The 17501-nt window shown below is 37.1% G+C and carries 13 protein-coding genes and 1 pseudogene; 12 read left to right on the forward strand and 2 right to left on the reverse strand.

All coding sequences use genetic code 11. The annotated features are described in order from the left end of the window. Positions 1-13 precede the first annotated feature (13 nt). A complete protein-coding gene (locus tag IGJ49_RS02740) occupies positions 14-4885 on the forward strand; it encodes a WxL domain-containing protein (protein WP_438722320.1) in 4872 nt (1623 codons plus the stop codon). Positions 4886-5125: 240 nt separating this feature from the next. Here the strand turns inward: IGJ49_RS02740 and IGJ49_RS02745 are convergent, their stop codons facing one another. Next, positions 5126-6613, reverse strand: coding sequence for a helix-turn-helix domain-containing protein (locus IGJ49_RS02745; RefSeq protein WP_438722322.1), 1488 nt, complete (start codon positions 6611-6613; stop codon positions 5126-5128). Between the two features lie 1037 nt (positions 6614-7650). Here IGJ49_RS02745 and IGJ49_RS02750 point away from each other — a divergent pair. After that, entirely contained in the window at positions 7651-8034 is a 384-nt protein-coding gene (locus tag IGJ49_RS02750) for a DUF7006 family protein (protein ID WP_019724361.1), read from the forward strand. A 125-nt stretch (positions 8035-8159) separates the two neighbouring features. On the opposite strand, the gene IGJ49_RS02755 is transcribed toward IGJ49_RS02750, so the two are convergent. Beyond that, complete coding sequence (locus IGJ49_RS02755; RefSeq protein WP_019724362.1) at positions 8160-8336, reverse strand: hypothetical protein; 177 nt, start codon at positions 8334-8336, stop codon at positions 8160-8162. A 233-nt stretch (positions 8337-8569) separates the two neighbouring features. Here IGJ49_RS02755 and IGJ49_RS02760 point away from each other — a divergent pair, with 233 nt between their 5' ends. The 10 genes and pseudogenes from IGJ49_RS02760 (at position 8570) to IGJ49_RS02805 (ending at position 17205) form a co-directional block, all read left to right on the forward strand. Beyond that, positions 8570-9196: a pentapeptide repeat-containing protein gene (locus IGJ49_RS02760; RefSeq protein ID WP_375152098.1), complete on the forward strand. Its 627-nt coding sequence runs from the start codon at positions 8570-8572 to the stop codon at positions 9194-9196. 130 nt (positions 9197-9326) lie between these two features. Next, positions 9327-9680, forward strand: a complete 354-nt coding sequence (locus IGJ49_RS02765) for an MmcQ/YjbR family DNA-binding protein (RefSeq protein ID WP_023519166.1) — start codon at positions 9327-9329, stop codon at positions 9678-9680. A gap of 140 nt (positions 9681-9820) precedes the next feature. Then, a pseudogene (locus tag IGJ49_RS02770) lies at positions 9821-10147 on the forward strand (transposase). Positions 10148-10189: 42 nt separating this feature from the next. Then, a complete protein-coding gene (tnpB, locus tag IGJ49_RS02775; protein ID WP_153830454.1) occupies positions 10190-11341 on the forward strand; it encodes an IS200/IS605 family element RNA-guided endonuclease TnpB in 1152 nt (383 codons plus the stop codon). A 385-nt stretch (positions 11342-11726) separates the two neighbouring features. Continuing rightward, on the forward strand, positions 11727-11957 hold the full coding sequence (locus IGJ49_RS02780; protein WP_023519169.1) for a hypothetical protein: 231 nt from the start codon (positions 11727-11729) through the stop codon (positions 11955-11957). A gap of 61 nt (positions 11958-12018) precedes the next feature. After that, a complete protein-coding gene (locus IGJ49_RS02785) occupies positions 12019-13272 on the forward strand; it encodes an HlyD family efflux transporter periplasmic adaptor subunit (RefSeq protein ID WP_438722326.1) in 1254 nt (417 codons plus the stop codon). Then, on the forward strand, positions 13259-13942 hold the full coding sequence (locus IGJ49_RS02790) for an ABC transporter ATP-binding protein (protein ID WP_137072014.1): 684 nt from the start codon (positions 13259-13261) through the stop codon (positions 13940-13942). The genes IGJ49_RS02785 and IGJ49_RS02790 overlap by 14 nt, the downstream gene beginning before the upstream one ends. Before the next feature lie 6 nt (positions 13943-13948). Next, positions 13949-15181 (forward strand): ABC transporter permease, encoded by a 1233-nt coding sequence (locus IGJ49_RS02795; RefSeq protein WP_438722329.1) that lies wholly within the window; start codon positions 13949-13951, stop codon positions 15179-15181. A gap of 12 nt (positions 15182-15193) precedes the next feature. Continuing rightward, positions 15194-15850, forward strand: coding sequence for a response regulator transcription factor (locus tag IGJ49_RS02800; RefSeq protein WP_019723143.1), 657 nt, complete (start codon positions 15194-15196; stop codon positions 15848-15850). Next, positions 15847-17205, forward strand: coding sequence for a HAMP domain-containing sensor histidine kinase (locus tag IGJ49_RS02805; protein ID WP_077151558.1), 1359 nt, complete (start codon positions 15847-15849; stop codon positions 17203-17205). The genes IGJ49_RS02800 and IGJ49_RS02805 overlap by 4 nt, the downstream gene beginning before the upstream one ends. The last annotated feature ends 296 nt before the right edge of the window (positions 17206-17501 follow it).

A 17501-nucleotide genomic window follows, 5' to 3' on the forward strand; every position in this document is an offset into this window, starting at 1 on the left:
AGGAGGAGGACCAATGCGTCAAAAAGTATGTAAAATGATGACTAAAATAAGTATTTCAATCTTTGCACTATATACTTTGGGTATACCTTTCCTCGCTGTTGCGGAGACAATCGATCAAGGGAGTCAACCTATAAACACGCCGAACAGTAATAGTCAATCAACAGAATCAGCTGAAGTGAAGGATACCCAGTCACTGGCACCCGCTTTTTCTTTGGAGCAAGCGGTAATAAAGGGAACTGAAAAGACGGTAACTGCCCTTTCGTTTATAAGTACAGAAGAAGTGGATAACGTGGCAATCAAACTTCCGTCAACTGCTGAGATCATTGAAGATGAATTGTCATCAGGGATGAGTAGCAGTTATGATGAAACGTTCGACCAGTGGCTCTTATCATCAGAAACTCCGAAAAAGGAATTTACCGTACCTGTGATGTTTGCAGAAGCAGGAACCTATTCAGTAACTGTAGGAGAAGTGGCAACTGTTAAAGTAGAAATCACGAAGGCTGAGCCGAACCATTCTTCAGGAGAAGAAAAGTCAGAAAACGACGAACCAAAGGAAGAAAGAAATCGCTCGGAAGAGAAACAGGACGAAGAAATTCAAGGAGCAACGGTACCGGTTTCGACTCGTGCAGAATTTTTAAGTGCACTCGCCAATCCAGAGGTTTCTATTATCAATTTGGAACGTTCGATCGATATAGGCTCAGTTATCAGTCCAGAAAACTTGGACATTGATCGTTCACTAAAAATCAATGGGCAAATGAATACTTTGAATATCGGCACCGGACAAGTGCGTTTATTGACGACTACTGAGAGCAAAACTTTAAGAATTGAAAATACTTTTCTTAATAAAACAGATACCAATCCCTTTGTTATCGGGCAATCGTCTGGTGAAAATTGGACCCTTCAAATGGAAGATGTTTCAAGAGACAGCTCATCGATCAATTATTTTAGAGTAGCTGATATCTCAAGCGCAGTGGTACGAATAACTGGCGGTGGGTTAACCATAGATAATAGGATCAATCTACCAGGCGCGCTTTTTACGACAAAAGAATTTATCGTAGAAAATCAGGCAGTCGTGAAGCTAGGGAATACTCAAAATTCTGCGTTGGCATTTACGAGTACGAATGCAAAACTGACCGTCGCAGATGGAGCAGAACTGTTTATTACGAACAGTGGAACAACCGCTTTGCAAAATTCCGTCTATTTTACGGGAAGCAATGCGACAGTTTCTGTGAAAAACAACGGTAACTTACAAATACAAGCGGATGGTGCAGCATCTACTTCGACAGACGCTACAAGTAGGAATGCGCTCTCGATGACAGGGAATCAATCGAGCATTGAGCTGGAAAATGGAAGGTTAAATGCGACAACTACAGGTGGACAGGCAATTATCATGACAGGTGAAAACCCAACAATCGATGTGGCATCAGGTAGTCAATGGCAAAGTCAATCGAATACAGCGCATTCCATCAACCTTACAGGTGCAAATGGCGCATTCAACATAGCTAAATCAACGGCAGTAATCCAATCGACTACAGGAAATAGTCTAGTCATGTCTGGAAACGATGCAACTTTTGAAGTAAGTGACGCAAGTAATGTAACAATCAACTCTAGTACAGGCAATCGGCTGACAATGACTGGTATAACGCCGACAATGACGATTAATGACAGTGATTTGAAGATGACTGCGACAACCGGGGCAGGTATTCGATTGTTGAATCAAGAAGCGATGTTAACTGTTGATAATAGTGCTGTTGCTATTACAAATACAGGGAACCGAACCGAGGATATCAATCAACTCGGCACCACCACATTAGGTAAAAATTCTACGTTACGTATGCAAAATGGTGCAACGCTAGACGTGCAAGGTGCGTTAGTATCTACCGCAGGTGCGAATAGTTTGATTGGACTTTACGGGGAAGAGTCAAAAGCGACTCTTTCAGAAAATGCTCAACTGAATCTGACAGTCAACAGTGGAACAGGCAATGGCATATATTTACAAGGAAAGAAAGCGGGTATTACATTTGCAGATTCTAAGGCTGACATACAGACCGTGACAGGAAGAGCAGTGGAACTATCTGGGGCTGAGCCATCTGTCCATTTAGATAGAAGTGACTTGACAACGAAATCAACAAGTACCGGTGGAGCTGTTCTTCTGACGGGTGAAACTAGTTTATTTACCCTAGATAACCAAAGTAATATGAGTGTAGAAAATGAAGGCGGAGCAATTGCTAATGTCTCTCTTCAAGGAAATCAAGCAAAAATGGTTGTTGACAACCAATCACAACTATCTGTCGCAGTTCCAAGTACTAATTCTGCTGACACCGTCATAACGAATAATAGTATCTATTTAAAAGGAAATGCTCCTACTATGGAAATTACTCGAGGAGCTAGCGTGGATGTATTGGTCCGCTCGGGTACGAAGAGAGGGATTCGCTTAGACGGTGCGAATGCTGTTTTATCACTTAATCAAGGCGGAAAGTTAACTGCGGAAACGCAAGCAGCGACAGCGATACAATTGAATGGTGATTATGTCAAACTCCTCGCAGAGAATAAAGAGACAAGTATCAATGCGAAAAGTAACTATATCGCAACAACTGTAAATGGTGTATCCACTGTGAAGTTAGGCGAAGAAGAAACAGAAAAAATTGGGCGTGAGCCAATTGTAGGAGCATCCGATTCAGCAAATATCACACTTTGGGCGAACTCATCCTCTGCATTAGTCTTGCAAGGCATCAATGGACAGTTCAATGTAAATAGCAAGGCGACATTAAAGTTAGATTCAGGTCCTTCTGGACAACTTGAAGCAAATAATGCGAATGCTACTTTAAGATTCTTACGTTCCGGTCCAAATAATACAGGAACGACGCACGGTGGCTATCAATTTAATATCAATGGTGGGGATATGACCGTGACTAAGAGAAAAGGTAACGCAGGGGGGGCGGCGCAAATGGCGCCAGCAATCCGGATGTGGGGCAGTAATAATCAAGTGACTGTTAGTAATGCGGGGCGATTGTTAGTAGTCAATGAGGGGACTGGTATTGCTCATAATGGGAATACAGGTGGTGGAAACCAAGGAATCCATTATACTGCTGGATCAAATAATGGGTTTTCTGTCAATGATCCGGGTTCAGAAGTAAGAATCTATGCGAATGATGGTCCCGCATTGGATATGAGTGATGCGACAGTAGCCGGTGGAAATACAGCCGGTGGAAATGGTGAGATCAGAGTGAGTAATTTAGGTTATTTTGAAGCTTCCGGTCGTACGGCAAGCGCAAATGCAGGTATTTTTCGTGGTCGTTCAACTACTGTGAATTTCGATAATCCGCTATTTATGGACTATCGGAATAATCGTGTAGGTGGCGGGAATATTTTTAGTAATATTGCGAGCTCCACTTTAACTGCTACTGCAAGTGATTTTGCTGTTTGGAAAGATGGTACAGACTTAGATGCCGATCCGTATCTTCACTCGAACAATATGGATTATACATTCTCTGGCACTAACTTTTCTACGCTCACTTCAATGGAACCAGCAGAACGTTTCGATTTTGAAGCATTTGGCTCAGCGGGCTTGACTTCTTATTCTCGACTCAGCTCAAACAATGCACGTTGGGCAATCGTGAATGAATTGAGAGTACCGACAAATGCGGATAAAAAAATCCACGGGTTGATCCGTATGCCAGTTGGTCTCCATGACAGCCGCCCCGCGTGGCAAGATGAAGTGAAGGTAACTGTGGAAATCGAAAGAGATGGGGCAGTGATTCAGACATACGAAACCTTGACACATGGTCACACAGCGGAAAAACCAGGTATTAGTATCTATGATGAAGAGCCACAAGGCGGCGTTTTTGAAATCGAACTTGACGAATATTTACAAGCAGGCGATCTTGTACGTATAACAGATGTTGAGGTTTTAGCAGGTGAAATGGAAGGCGATTTTCAAAATGTGTATGAAGTGGAAGATGTCACCGTATTTCCTATCATACCACCTTCACCTGCGACTTTCTCCAATCATTTAGTTCCGGCAAATGCGCGGGTTATTTCAGGTCATTCCGACGATCCTGAGGTAGGGGTTACGGCGACTCATAATGGAGAAACAATCGATCCTACACTCATTACCATAGATGATAAAGGGGATATCAGGATTGCTGTTGAGAAGTTAAATTTAGCAGTAGATGATGTCATCCAAGTCTTCTTAAGAGATCACCAAGGTTCTGCTAGTGAAGCTGGTGTCATGAATCCACCAGAGACGAATAATCACGTAGGAAACATCAATCCGAAAACGCCATTAGCATTTCGGGATGCAACGTTTGTTCCTGCTACCACATTGATTGTCGGTGGTATGGTCGATGGAGAGCTAACGATCGATCAAGCAAGTAATTGGGACTTTGGGACCCAACCGCTTACGACTAAAACACAAACGTACCATGCATTACCGAGTCAGGTAGGCGGTACGGCGCAAGGAACTTCCAGACCGAATTTTGTTCAGGTGACAGATGAGCGACCGGTATCAGAAATAAGTGGCTGGAGTTTGTTCATCAAACAAGAAGAACAATTTTCTAATCAAAAAACAGGTGAATTGAAAGGTGCCCAACTTAGTTGGAAAAATGGACAAGCCATTTCAAGCACTGGAGAAATCGGCAATGAAGATAATTTAGGTATCATCCGCACGAGTGGGATCTTGATTCCTAATAATAATAGTATTCAATTGATCGATGCAAATCTATTCATAGAGAAGCAGACATGGTTTTATAATTTTGGGGATGATTCGAATAAAGAGAGCAGTATCTTTCTAAATGTGCCGAATACAGCAAATGCAAAAGCAACAAACTATACGACGCACATCAATTACTCGTTTCAAGCCACTCCTAAAAATCGAATAGAATGAACCAGTCAGTGGTGATTAAAATTGACTGGAAATGAAAAAATAAAAAGGAATTCAATTGATCGGTACATTAAGGTCAATTGAATTCCTTTTTTAGATGTAAGATGTAGCAAGTGATGATTATAAGTATAAATTCACTGAAAGAGTCGTCCGAAGACCATCTACTCCGAATCGGTGGAGTTGTATTTACTTGTTTGGATCACTACATTATGCAGTAGAAAAAATGAATAACTGTAAGTTTTACTAATGTTGCGTTCTAAATTTTTGTAATAATTGAGGATCAATTTTATTTAGTAATTTTTTCCAATCTGAGGCATCAGGTACTGTTTTTAATAAAAGACATTCAAGACCTAACGAAGAAAATGTCAAGTATTCATTGTAATTCGTGACTAAGAGATCGATCTCATGATTTTCAATATAAGAGGCGCATAGCTCATTTGGACGAAGAAAGTAGATATTTTGAAATCCCCCTAAATATTTTCGAACTAAGGCTTCGAGATGTTGACTGATATACTCATTTCCTTCAAAAATAAATGCGATATTCGTAGGGTTTTTCCAATATTTTTCTTTGATTGACTCAGTGAATATCGTTAAACTAGCACAGATATCATCCAAATGATCATCAGAGAACAAATGATGGAAGGAGGGATTTTTTTCTAAAAAAGCTCGATTTTTTTTATATTCATTGCTAAACAAGGTTTTGGCATACTCATTTGTATCTTGGATATTTTTATTTCCGCTTTTAGACAATAGACTACGTAGCTTGATGGACGTGAAAAAAGATTCTAATAAGATTAACTCGTGTGCTTGTGTGTGCGTATTTCTCTTGATCATTTGATAATAGCTACTTGTAAGCGCTATTATTAGTGGCCATCGATTATACCTTTCACAAAAATATTTTTCCTGTTTCGGATTTTCGATACCTCTACGGCATAAAACAGAACTAAAAATAAAAATGGCTTCTTCTTGTGTTAGGTCAATATTAAAATAATCCTTCACAATCGAATATGCAGGTGAAAGTCGGTGAAACTCTGGATCATTAAGGACAATATCTTTTAATTCAGGGTCGAGTTCCACCATACAACCACATAATATCCGTTCAATAGAGAGGTATAATAAATAACTAAAATAACCAAATGAAGAAACTTTTTGATTAGGACGCTCCAATAGGTTAACAATTTTAATCACTACTTCTTGCGTCGCAATTGATGGAAAAACCGTGTGGGGTGTAATATCTGATTCGTAATAGAAAGCAAAATAAAAATTTCGAATATCGGCTTCTGATCCGATCAAATTGACGGGATTTAGCTCAAGGGTGATATTGAATTCTTTTACTTGATCTGCAATTTTTTTAACGTACGTGATCATCGTGCTCTCAGAGATATGAAAATAATCTGCCCAATCATAAATAGACTGAAGTTCGTTGAAAAAAATTTGTTCAAGAATAATAAAGAGTGGTTCATCTTCGAGAATCGCTCTTTTTTTTTCTGGGTAGGTTTCTGAAGAATGGATGTTTAAAGAATAACCTTGTTTCGAGGATTGGATATCCGCGACGTTCTCGAAATATTCTCTCAAATAATTGATGTCGTTGACTAATGTCCTGGCTGTACTGTTTGTCATGCCAATCAGTTGGGCTGTCGTACAGATTCTAGTAGACTCTAACTCTTTCAAGATTTGGAACCAACGTAATTTTACTTTATCTGTTATAAAATTTAATTGAAAATTTTTCAATAGAACTTTTACCTCCTATCTAAATCTTTCTAGGGAATAGAAAATAGAGCATAGGCTTGCATCCATTGCGAAAGTTAAAGATATATTTTTGGAATTTTCCAATTTCTTATTTGTTAACAAGTGAGATAGAAATTCAAAAAAAGCTAGAATATTTTCAGATGTATATTTTTAATAAAAGAGTAAAGGAGAATTGCTTTTATCATAGTATTCATTTAGTTAGGAGCTCATTAGATCTAAGTTTCTTATATGTTGAATATGAGAGTAATGTTCAAATTGAGTAGTGGACATTCATATGAATTAAAAGTAACTTATGTTATCTTTTGAGTGAAAGGTTAACGTTTTTTATTTGCTTATTGGAGCGTTCGATTTTACATGGTTATTTTAATCAGTATCAAATGAGTTGGTTTTACTTCTATGATCAGTTTTTGATAGTGGTTCAAAGTGTTCAGTAGATAAACGAGCTACTAATACCATTAATTACCGGATATTCGTCCTTTCTATTTTTTTTTTAGCAATCCACTTTTGCACTAGCGTAAGGTTAAAAAACAAATCGCTTTCAGATTGATAATTAATATTACCTAATAACTATATTAAAATAACTTAATGACAACAATCTATAAATTTCAGAAAACTATGAAATTATTCAATTGAAGTATTATTTGAATACTGTAAAATTGCATGAAGAAGTTAGAAATTAGGAGTGTTATTAGTTCAATTTATTTGTTAATTATTGCGACGAAAGAGGCTTGTTCTTAAGGTAGTCTCACATAAACAATTTTAAGTAATGGGAAAAACTGATTTGGATCTAGTAAGATGTTCTCTGCATTAAATGTTATTATGAAACACATCAAATATAGAATCTGTTACTTTCATTAATGAGTAAATATAAAAATAATCTGTGAAGAAAGATATATTTTTTTGTAATTATTTTCTTGAGTGAAGTATCAAAATGTAAGCGTAATTAAATTTAGTGAATCTGACAAATAAATCTTAAAAGAAACATTAATGTGGTTTTTAATGTTTTAAGGAGGGAGCGAATGGAAACGAAAAGAATTGAAACGCCTGAAGAATACTTGGCCTATTATGATCAGAGAGTAATCAATCATTCTTTTATCAGTAAACATCCAGAAATGTTTGAATTTTATCTTGATTTACGAACAAAATTCCTAATGACTTATCAGCAAACAGATGCCACTCTTTTTCTGAAATTAGCAATATTATTAGATATTGATGCACAGCTACAGATCCTATTAGAATTGATCAAAAGTACAAACAAAAGTTTATGTGAAGAATTAGGGATGACAGAATCAGAAATCATTTCAATGATCGCCAAAGATAAAAAATGTTTTTACAGAGAACTAACAGGTCTTGACATGAATCACTCAGTACCATGGCAGTTGATTTATCTTAGTGAATCTTGAGGAAGCTTGATTGCTCTCATTAAGGTAGAAAAAATTCAACGAACTAGTCGCAGGTAAAAAAACAAAGGTCGGGACAAGAGAAGTTATCTCTATCCCGACCTCATATACATATAAAAATTAATAGATTATTTCCGTGTCTTGATCATATCAAAAACGTCATAAGCAACAAATCCCATTGCAAGCAAATAAAGCGCCCAAGTAAAGATCGAATTTGTGATGAATTGGTAGTATAGATTTAAACTGCAAAGGGTGTATAATGCTAAGCGTAGGAATGTGAATGGTTTGGAATGATAATTAGTCAAAATAAAAGCCTCCTGAAAGATACATATCCTATTTAAACAATAAAATACTAGTTACTTATAGTGTACGGTGAAAGCTGTTTCATTGTCAAATATCGACAGGGGATAAAGCCGATTAGCTTGCAATAAGATATGAGTAAAAGCAAGTTTATCTATATGAGATAAATCACGTTATCTTATCTTTATTCTGTTATGATAAGGGAAGTAAAACAAATAGAGAGAAAGGAGCTGAATGTATGGCAAAGAAAATTGCTTCTCCAGAGCTGCCCGAATTAGTTGAGGGAAACTTTTATTTAGAGGATGAAACAATCTTTTCAGGTATTTTTTCTGAAGGGGAAGATCAAAGTTATCTTAGTTCTCGCAATATCGTGTTGAAGAGTAGCCATATCAAAAAATTAGCGATGCAAAAATCTCGTTTAGAGCGGTTTGAATGTAGCGATGTCATTTTTGAGAAGTGTGATTTCTCAAATTTAGAATGGTTTGGCGCAAGCTTTCATCGTGTGCATTTCAAGCAATGCAAATTGACCGGAACCAATTTCTCAGACAGCTTCTTGCGTGATTGTGTTTTCGAAGAGTGTGTAGCAAATCTCTCTTCTTTTAGCTATACGAATATGAAGTTCGTCAGATTTAGCGACAATCAATTGAAAAATACTGATTTTTTCGATAGCAATTGGAAAGATCTAGTAGTAGAAAACAATGACCTTTCAGGCTCTAATTGGGTCAATACGCCACTGAAAGGTTTAGACTTTACAACAAATACATTTTCTCAAATCAATCTATCTATGGAATTACTTCGTGGACTGATCGTCAATCAGGAACAAGCGATCATTATTTCGGCTGGGTTGGGATTGGTAATTGAATAGATAAAACAGAACGAACAATGTTAAGAAATTAGTCAATCTGATCGAATACATCCTAGAATCAACCTAGAGCATAGTTGAATTATTTCATGACCACTTAATTTAGTTTATTGGCAGAAAGGAGAACTTACCAATGGATTTGACAGAAAAACTTGTCGATTTTGCTACTACCTTGGAAGCCGTCCAAATGGATCATCCTTTTGGAAAATTTCCAGATTATATCGTGTTTCGACATCAATCGACAGGTAAATGGTTTGGTTTGATCGTATCTGTTGAAAAAGACAAATTAGGCATAGAAGGCGAAGGTCAAGTCCCCCTCGTCAATGTCAAAGCAGATCCAGAGATCATCTCCATCCTGAAAAAGAGTAAAGGCTATTATCCTGCTTATTATATGAATAAACAACATTGGATCAGTGTAGCTTTGAATGGTGCAGTCACAGAAAAGCAACTCTTTTATATACTGAAAGAGAGTTATGATTTAACGTAATTAGGCAGAAGTCGCCCATCCTCTCTAGGTGGGTGATGAATGTCGTTCGGTATGAGGATTGCCGTTGGCAACTCGAAACCCGACAGGTTATTATGTTCGACGTTATTATCAATCTATAGGAGAAATGAGTGGATAGAACAATGGCATTCGACACGAATCACCATTCAGAATTTCTCCTCTATTCTCACCTTGTGTTGGTAACTAAATACCGTAGACAAGTGATTGACGCTGAACGATCTGAATTTGCTAAAACCACTTTTGTACGAATGGCAGAATCTTATCCCTTTAGTTGAGTGGCATCATGAGAAAGATCATGTGCAAAACCCATCTAAAACAGAACTGACAATATTCATCACTGCTTATCAACGTGATTTCCCACGAATCAAACAGTTTCTTTGAAAAGAAATGGTTTCGTCTAAAAATTTTTGACTACTGGTGACGTATCTATTAGTGACATCAAGAAATAGAGTCAAAGCCAAGGAAACAATCACAAGGAGTAGATGAAGCTGATGGAACGACTGAAAGCATATAAATTTAGAATTTATCCAACAGAAGAACAAGAAATTTTCTTTGCCAAATCTTTTGGTTGTGTCCGTAAGGTCTACAATCTAATGCTTGATGACCGAAAAAAAGCCTATCAAGAAGTAAAAAATGATCCTTCTAAAAAAATGAATTTTCCAACACCCGCTAAATACAAGGAAGAATTTCCGTTTTTGAAAGAAGTAGATAGCCTTGCTTTAGCGAATGCACAACTCAATCTAGACAAGGCGTACAAGAACTTCTTTCGTGATAAATCCGTTGGATTTCCTCGTTTCAAAAGCAAAAAAAATCCAGTTCAAAGTTACACCACCAACAATCAAAATGGAACAGTTAGTTTGATTGATCATAAATTCGTCAAAGTTCCTAAATTGAAGTCATTAATTAAAATCAAGCTTCATAGAAGACCGAAAGGAATGATCAAATCAGCGACCATTTCGCGTCATTCAAGTGGTAAATACTATATTTCATTGTTGTGTAAAGAAGAAATTAGCGAACTACCTCAAACGAATTCCGCTATTGGGATTGACCTTGGGATCACTGATTTTGCCATTTTTTCAACTGTTCAAAAGATTGATAACAATAAATTTACCTCAAAAATGGCAAAGAAACTTAAACATGAACAACCTAAATTGTCAAGACGTGCGTTATTAGCTAAACAGAGAGGGTTCAATCTGTTTGAAGCGAAGAATTATCAAAAACAAAAACGGTTAGTCGCTCGATTACACGAAAAAGTAATGAACCAACGGAATGATTTTCTAAATCAATTGAGTACAGAAATGATCAAAAATCACGATATTATCTGTATTGAAGACTTGAATACCAAAGGTATGTTGCGTAACCATAAATTAGCAAAAAGCATTTCTGATGTGTCTTGGTCTAGCTTTGTGAAAAAACTACAGTACAAAGCTGACTGGTACGGTCGGAAAATGATCAAGGTGGATCAATGGTTTCCATCTAGTCAAATCTGTTCGAAATGTGGACAGAAAGACGGCAAGAAATCCCTCGAAATTCGAGAATGGACGTGCCCTCTTTGTCACGCGCATCATGATCGAGATATCAATGCTAGTATCAATATTCTGACCGAAGGACTACGCATAAAATCGCTGACTGAGATAACATAAAGAACCGTAGGAACTACGGAGATCGCTTGGTAAACAAGAGAAACCGCTGTGAGTAAAGAAATACACTTACAGGTATGCTCTATTCCCAAGAAGCTCCCACTTCAAGTGTTAAGAACCGTTAGGTTTAGCAAAGTGGTGAGTAGTTCACCGAATGAGTGCTAAAAATAATAGTGGAAGATTTCACTTTCATCAAAACAATCCAACGATCACTTGGGTTGTTTTTTTTTTGTGTGAAATTTAAGCGCTATCTTTTTGTTCAAAAAAAATTACCAAAAAAATTACACAAAAAACAGATTAGCTTTAGAAAGAGAATAGGTCTGTTATGTATGATAGTAAATATAACAAGAGAAACATAACTAAAACAAATAGAAGAGGATGGTTTTTTATGATGAAAGAAGGAACAAAGTATAAAGGTTATCTGGTATTAGTATGTTCTATCGGTCTTTTAGCAGCATGCAGTTCAGAGACCAAAGATACAAGTGAATCAGATATGCCAAAAGTAAAAAGTGAACGAAAAATAACCGTGGATGGGAAAGAAGGAACAGAAAAAGTTTTAGATAATGGAATGGTTGTTCAAGAGTTTGAGGAAGAAGTCTCGGAAAAAGAAGAGGAATGAGCTTTGGATAGAATTATATAAGCGCTTTTCTAATGACTGATCTGAATGAAGGAGTAGGTACATGAAGCCTAAAAAAATAAAAAAATTCAACCGAAAATGGTATTATTTAGTAGCAGTCATCACTGTTTTACTAGTAGTTGGTGCAATCAGTATAGTTGTTTCTAGTGGGAAAACAAAAGAAGAAAATGCAGGAACAAATATTGAAGCACGGTCTGTCAAATCCCTCATTGATGAGGTGAAAGCGGCGAATTTGATTTTAGCAGGAAAAGTCATGCCAAATAATAGCAACAAAATCAAAATTGATCCAGAACGAGGAACAGTGAAAGATATTCTGGTAAATGAAGGCGATGTCGTAGAAAAAGGGCAACCTTTGTTTACATACCAAACGGATCAACAGAGAAAAGTTGTGGAAGCTGAAATGGACGTAGAAATCAAAGTGAGAGCAGTAGAACAAGCACGAGTGACTGCAAATCAAAAATGGACAGCACATAACCAAAAAGTAGCAGAGCTTGGAAAAGCAAGACAAGATTATGCGAAGGAAAAATCCGAAGAGTTACAAAGTACGATCAAAGCATCAGAAGGAGAAATCACCAGTCTACATGCAGAAGCTATTGCTGGTGACAATGAAGTGAAGAATATAGAAACAGACTTGCGAAAAGCCCAACTACTTCACGAAAACGAAAAAGAACGGCTGAATGAAGACACAGTGACAGCCGATAACTCAGGAAGAATCAAATCATTGAATCGTGACTTAGTCAATCAATCAAAAGAACGTCAAAAAGAAGAAAACTTTATGGAGATCCTTGATGATTCGAACTTGTACGTGGATGGCCAAGTCACTGAATTTGATCGTGAAAAAGTTGCTGTCGATCAGCGAGTAGAAATTATGGATCGTAAAGACCAAGAGAATACTTGGCAAGGAACCATTGTGCAGGTGGCAAATTTAACAAGTGATGCAAAACAAGACGATCAAAAAGAAGAGAATCCAAATTTATCTAAGTTTCCTTACAAAGTTAAGATTGATCCAAAAGAAGAAATGCCACTGATTGGTTCCAATGTGTATGTCAATGTTTTACCGAAAGATTTTGTGTCAGGAAAAGTAATCATCAACCAAAGATACCTCATGGAAAAAGATGGAAAATATTATGTATGGAAAGTAGAAAATGATCGGATCAAAGAGCATGAAGTCAAGGTAAATCCGATGGATAATGAACTCGCAGAAATAGTCGAAGGATTGACTGTTGAAGATCAACTTGCTTTGCCTCAAACAGGAATGGTCGAGGGAATGGAGGTTGGTGCAAGTGTTGACGCTTAACAACATTCAGAAGTCATATTGGCAAGGCGGGAAAGAACTAAAAGTCCTTAAAGATATCTCTTTGCAAATCAATGAAGGAGAACTGGTCGCAATCATGGGGCCATCGGGGTCAGGAAAGTCGACGTTGATGAATATCATTGGTTGTCTGGATACAGCTACATCAGGGGATTACATCGTTGAAGGAACGAATGTCAAAACGTTAGCGGACAATTCATTAGCCGATTTTCGTAACGCAAAAATCGGCTTTGTTTTCCAGAATTTCAATCTCATGCCAAAATTAACTGTTTCGCAAAATGTGGAAATGCCATTAACGTATAAAAAAGTCAATAAAAAAGAGCGGCGTAAGCGTGCCTTGGATATGTTGCAACTCGTAGGGTTAGAGGATCGAAGTGACTTCAAACCAATGGAATTATCAGGAGGACAAAAGCAACGTGTCGCAATTGCGAGAGCTTTAGTGACTAACCCTAGTTTTGTTTTAGGGGATGAGCCGACAGGGGCACTTGATACAAAAACCAGTAGCCAAATCATGGACCTTTTTAAGGAATTCCACCAAGCAGGAAAAACAATTATTCTAATTACCCATGAGCCAGAAATTGCAGCGTTATGTCAGCGCACGATCACTTTACGAGATGGTCAAATAATCAGTGATGAACAAAATAAAGTGAGGTGATCAAGAATGGAAGAAATCAGATTTGCCTTACAATCGATTTTTGCTCATAAGATGCGTTCAGTGTTGACTATGTTAGGTGTCATTATTGGGATTGCTGCCATTATTTCGATTTTCAGCATCATCGGTGGAAATACCGAAAAAATGAAACGAGAAATGATTGGTGGTAACAATAATACGATGAACATCCAATACGATAAAAAAAGTTCATTCCAAAGTGGAAACCTATTTGGGGGAGGCCTATCAGAAAAGGAAGAAAAAAAACCGTTATACCTTCCGTTTTTACGTGAAGATGTATTAAATAAAATTAATGAGATACCAGAGGTCTTAGCAAGTGGCTTGTCATATCAAAAAGATGGGAAAATCTATAGGAAAGCAAAAGGGGCTGACGCCAAAGTTTCTGCTGTCACTTCTTCTGTTGAGGATTTGGAGCAATTAAACTTCATCAAAGGGGAAGGTTTTGTTTCTCAAGCCTTCAAGGAGCAACAACAAGCCATTTTTCTGGAAGATTCCTTGTATGACGAATTATTTCCCAATGAAGAAGGGATCGGACAGTTTGTCGAAGTGAATGGCGTGCCATTCAAAGTTCAAGGTGTATTTCAGTTAGATCCCAATAGTAGTAATCTATTTAGCTTTGAGAAAAGAGCTTATGTTCCTTTACAGCAAGCACATAAACTATCTGATGAGTTAGATATTGTGCCACTTGTCACGATCCAAACAAATAATACCGATCAATTACAAGGCGCTGCAGAAAAAGCAGCAGAGATTCTTAATCAACAGATCCCACCATCCGATTATGAATATGGGGTAATGAATCTGAAAGACTTTGCCAGAGAATTGGAACGAATGAACCAGTCAAGTTTTATTCTCTTGTCCGGTATAGCAAGTATCTCGTTATTAGTAGGGGGGATCGGTGTGATGAATATCATGTTAGTCTCTGTCACGGAAAGAACGAAAGAAATCGGGATAAAGAAAGCACTCGGCGCAAGAAGAAAAATTATTTTAAAACAATTTTTAGTAGAAGCGGTAGTCTTGACATTGATTGGTGGGATACTGGGGATACTTATAGGCTTACTAAGTGGCTATGTTATCACACAGTCGCTTGATTATCCTTATATTGTGTCTGTACTGTCTATTATCGTTAGCTTAGTTTTTTGTTCCCTAATGGGTGTGATATTTGGCTTATTACCAGCGATGAAAGCATCCAAATTAAACCCTATTGAGGCACTACGCTTTGAATAAGGAGAGAGTGATATGGAAAGAATTTTAGTGGTTGAAGATGAATATATGATCAATCAAATCGTGACGGAATTTTTAAAAGAGCGTAAATATGAAGTTTATTCAGTAAGGAGTGGCGAACAAGCATTGGAAGTTTTTGCTGAAGAAACATTTGACTTGATCCTATTGGACATTATGTTGCCTGGGATAAGGGGGACGGATGTTTTAAAGAAAATTCGGGAAACGTCGGATGTGCCGATCATCATGCTAACTGCCTTGGATGATGAATATACGCAGTTGCTCAGTTTTTCCCATTTGATCAGTGACTATGTCGTCAAACCTTTTTCCCCACTTATTTTGATCAAACGGATCGAAAATGTGTTTCGGATGAATCAAGGAAATCCCCACATCACTATCGGGGAGTACGCCATTGATCTCGATGGTGGTCTTGTAAAATACCAAGAGGAAGAAATCCATTTAACAAGAAAAGAGTACGATATTTTAGTGATTCTAATAAGAAACAAAGGGAAAATCATCACGCGAGAACAATTAGTGTATCAAGTTTGGTCGTATGAATATCATTTGGAAAATCGAATATTAGATAATCATATAAAAAATATCCGAAAGAAAATGCCACTTTTATCAATAAAAACGATCAAAAATAGAGGCTACCAGCTTGAGGACACCCCATGAGTATCATGCTGAAAAATTTTCTATTTTCTGGAATCATCATTTTTCTAGTTTCGATTCTTTCATTGATTGTCTTATATTTTACGATGCCAGTCTACTATGAACGAATGAAGCTGAACGAAATAAACAAGGAATTCAATCAAGTGGCAAAGAGTATAGAGCACAAAGATTTAGCTACCATGCAAAACGCTGTTGATCAATACTGGCTTGAAAGAGAACAAAATCTTGATATCATGCTGTTGGATAATAATGGCCTAGTTCTTGGTCCTTTCTTTGACGGGAATCTTGACTATTCAGGCATCAGTCTTCTATCTGATGAAAAGAGAATTTTTCAAGAGATTACTGACAAACAAGGTAACACTTATTATTTATTTGGCATATACTCGATGCAACCAGTCGCAGAAGCAAGTCAAGTGTTACTTCATTTATATCCATTTATCATCATTGTCTCACTAATCATTGGGGGCATCGGCGCTTACTACTATAGTATTTATTCGACAAAAAAAATCAAAGAGATATCCAAAGTAACAGAAAAAATGATCGAATTAGATGCGGATATTCGTTGTGATGTCAAAGGTACGGATGAAATCTCACTTTTAGCGCAAGATATCAACCATCTATATGTTTCTTTGATCCAAACAATTGAAGTGTTAGAGCTTGAAGTAGCTAAAACGAAAGAATTGGAACAAGCAAAGTCAGAGTTTATGCAAATCGCTTCTCATGAATTGAAAACACCTGTTGCTTCATTGATGGGGTTGATTGATGGCATGATCTATAATGTCGGAAAATTTAAAGACAGAGAGCGATATTTAGAAGTTTGCAAAAATATTTTGCAAGAACAAACAGAAATGATCAATAATATCCTCTTTGCCTCAAGAAACAATTTGCCTTCAGATGATGTGGTCTATGAAGAAGTCTCAATCAAAGAAATGATCGAACATAAATTGACTTCTTTCCGGATACTTGCGGAAGCAGAACAGAAAAAACTAGTCGTTAATCTAAAAGGGGAGAAAATCATCGGTAATAAAAATGATATTGATAAAATTTTAGATAATCTACTAAGTAATGCCTTCAAATATACGAAGCATGAGGGAGAAATCAGTCTGTTTTTTGATGGTAAACAATTAGTGATTGAAAATGAAGTGAATCAGATACTTACGGAGGAGGAATTAAGTAAGATTTTCCAACCTTTTTATAGACCAGATTTTAGCAGAAGTCGAGATACTGGAGGTTCTGGTTTAGGATTGTTTATCGTACAACAACTTTTTGAAAAATATGGCTGGGAGTATTCATTCAAGTCAACTGCTAATTCCAGGATGTGCTTTTCTGTCATTTTTAGTGGAAGAAGCCTAAATTGATCGATGGTATTCCTAAAGGACAAACGGTCTGTCGCCACAAGATTTATTGGATATTTTTGTGATGGTAGCGAAGCTAATAGCCAAATTGCACAACTGCTATTTGCCAGGGACTTTGATTTTTTATTTTTACACACTCAACTGGAATGTACAAAACCACACTATACCATACCACTAAATAGTAAGAACAAAATGATCAAAAAACTCACAACGTACTAGAAACTCTTGTAGAAAATTTAGTCCCTGGTAAGTAGCAGTTGTGCAATCAGGTTGTGATAGATTAAAAGAAGTCAGGACTA

This window comes from Enterococcus sp. AZ171 (assembly GCF_051714005.1).
In the GTDB taxonomy this organism is placed as follows: domain Bacteria; phylum Bacillota; class Bacilli; order Lactobacillales; family Enterococcaceae; genus Enterococcus_B; species Enterococcus_B pernyi.

Excerpts from the sequence above, each read along its gene's own strand:
- IGJ49_RS02765 (WP_023519166.1), top strand. The coding sequence starts at position 9,327 with ATGGATTTGACAGAAAAACTTGTCGATTTTGCTACTACCTTGGAAGCC.
- IGJ49_RS02800 (WP_019723143.1), top strand. The coding sequence starts at position 15,194 with ATGGAAAGAATTTTAGTGGTTGAAGATGAATATATGATCAATCAAATC.
- IGJ49_RS02795 (WP_438722329.1), top strand. The coding sequence starts at position 13,949 with ATGGAAGAAATCAGATTTGCCTTACAATCGATTTTTGCTCATAAGATG.
- IGJ49_RS02785 (WP_438722326.1), top strand. The coding sequence starts at position 12,019 with ATGAAGCCTAAAAAAATAAAAAAATTCAACCGAAAATGGTATTATTTA.
- IGJ49_RS02805 (WP_077151558.1), top strand. The coding sequence starts at position 15,847 with ATGAGTATCATGCTGAAAAATTTTCTATTTTCTGGAATCATCATTTTT.
- IGJ49_RS02740 (WP_438722320.1), top strand. The coding sequence starts at position 14 with ATGCGTCAAAAAGTATGTAAAATGATGACTAAAATAAGTATTTCAATC.
- IGJ49_RS02750 (WP_019724361.1), top strand. The coding sequence starts at position 7,651 with ATGGAAACGAAAAGAATTGAAACGCCTGAAGAATACTTGGCCTATTAT.
- tnpB (WP_153830454.1), top strand. The coding sequence starts at position 10,190 with ATGGAACGACTGAAAGCATATAAATTTAGAATTTATCCAACAGAAGAA.
- IGJ49_RS02780 (WP_023519169.1), top strand. The coding sequence starts at position 11,727 with ATGATGAAAGAAGGAACAAAGTATAAAGGTTATCTGGTATTAGTATGT.
- IGJ49_RS02760 (WP_375152098.1), top strand. The coding sequence starts at position 8,570 with ATGGCAAAGAAAATTGCTTCTCCAGAGCTGCCCGAATTAGTTGAGGGA.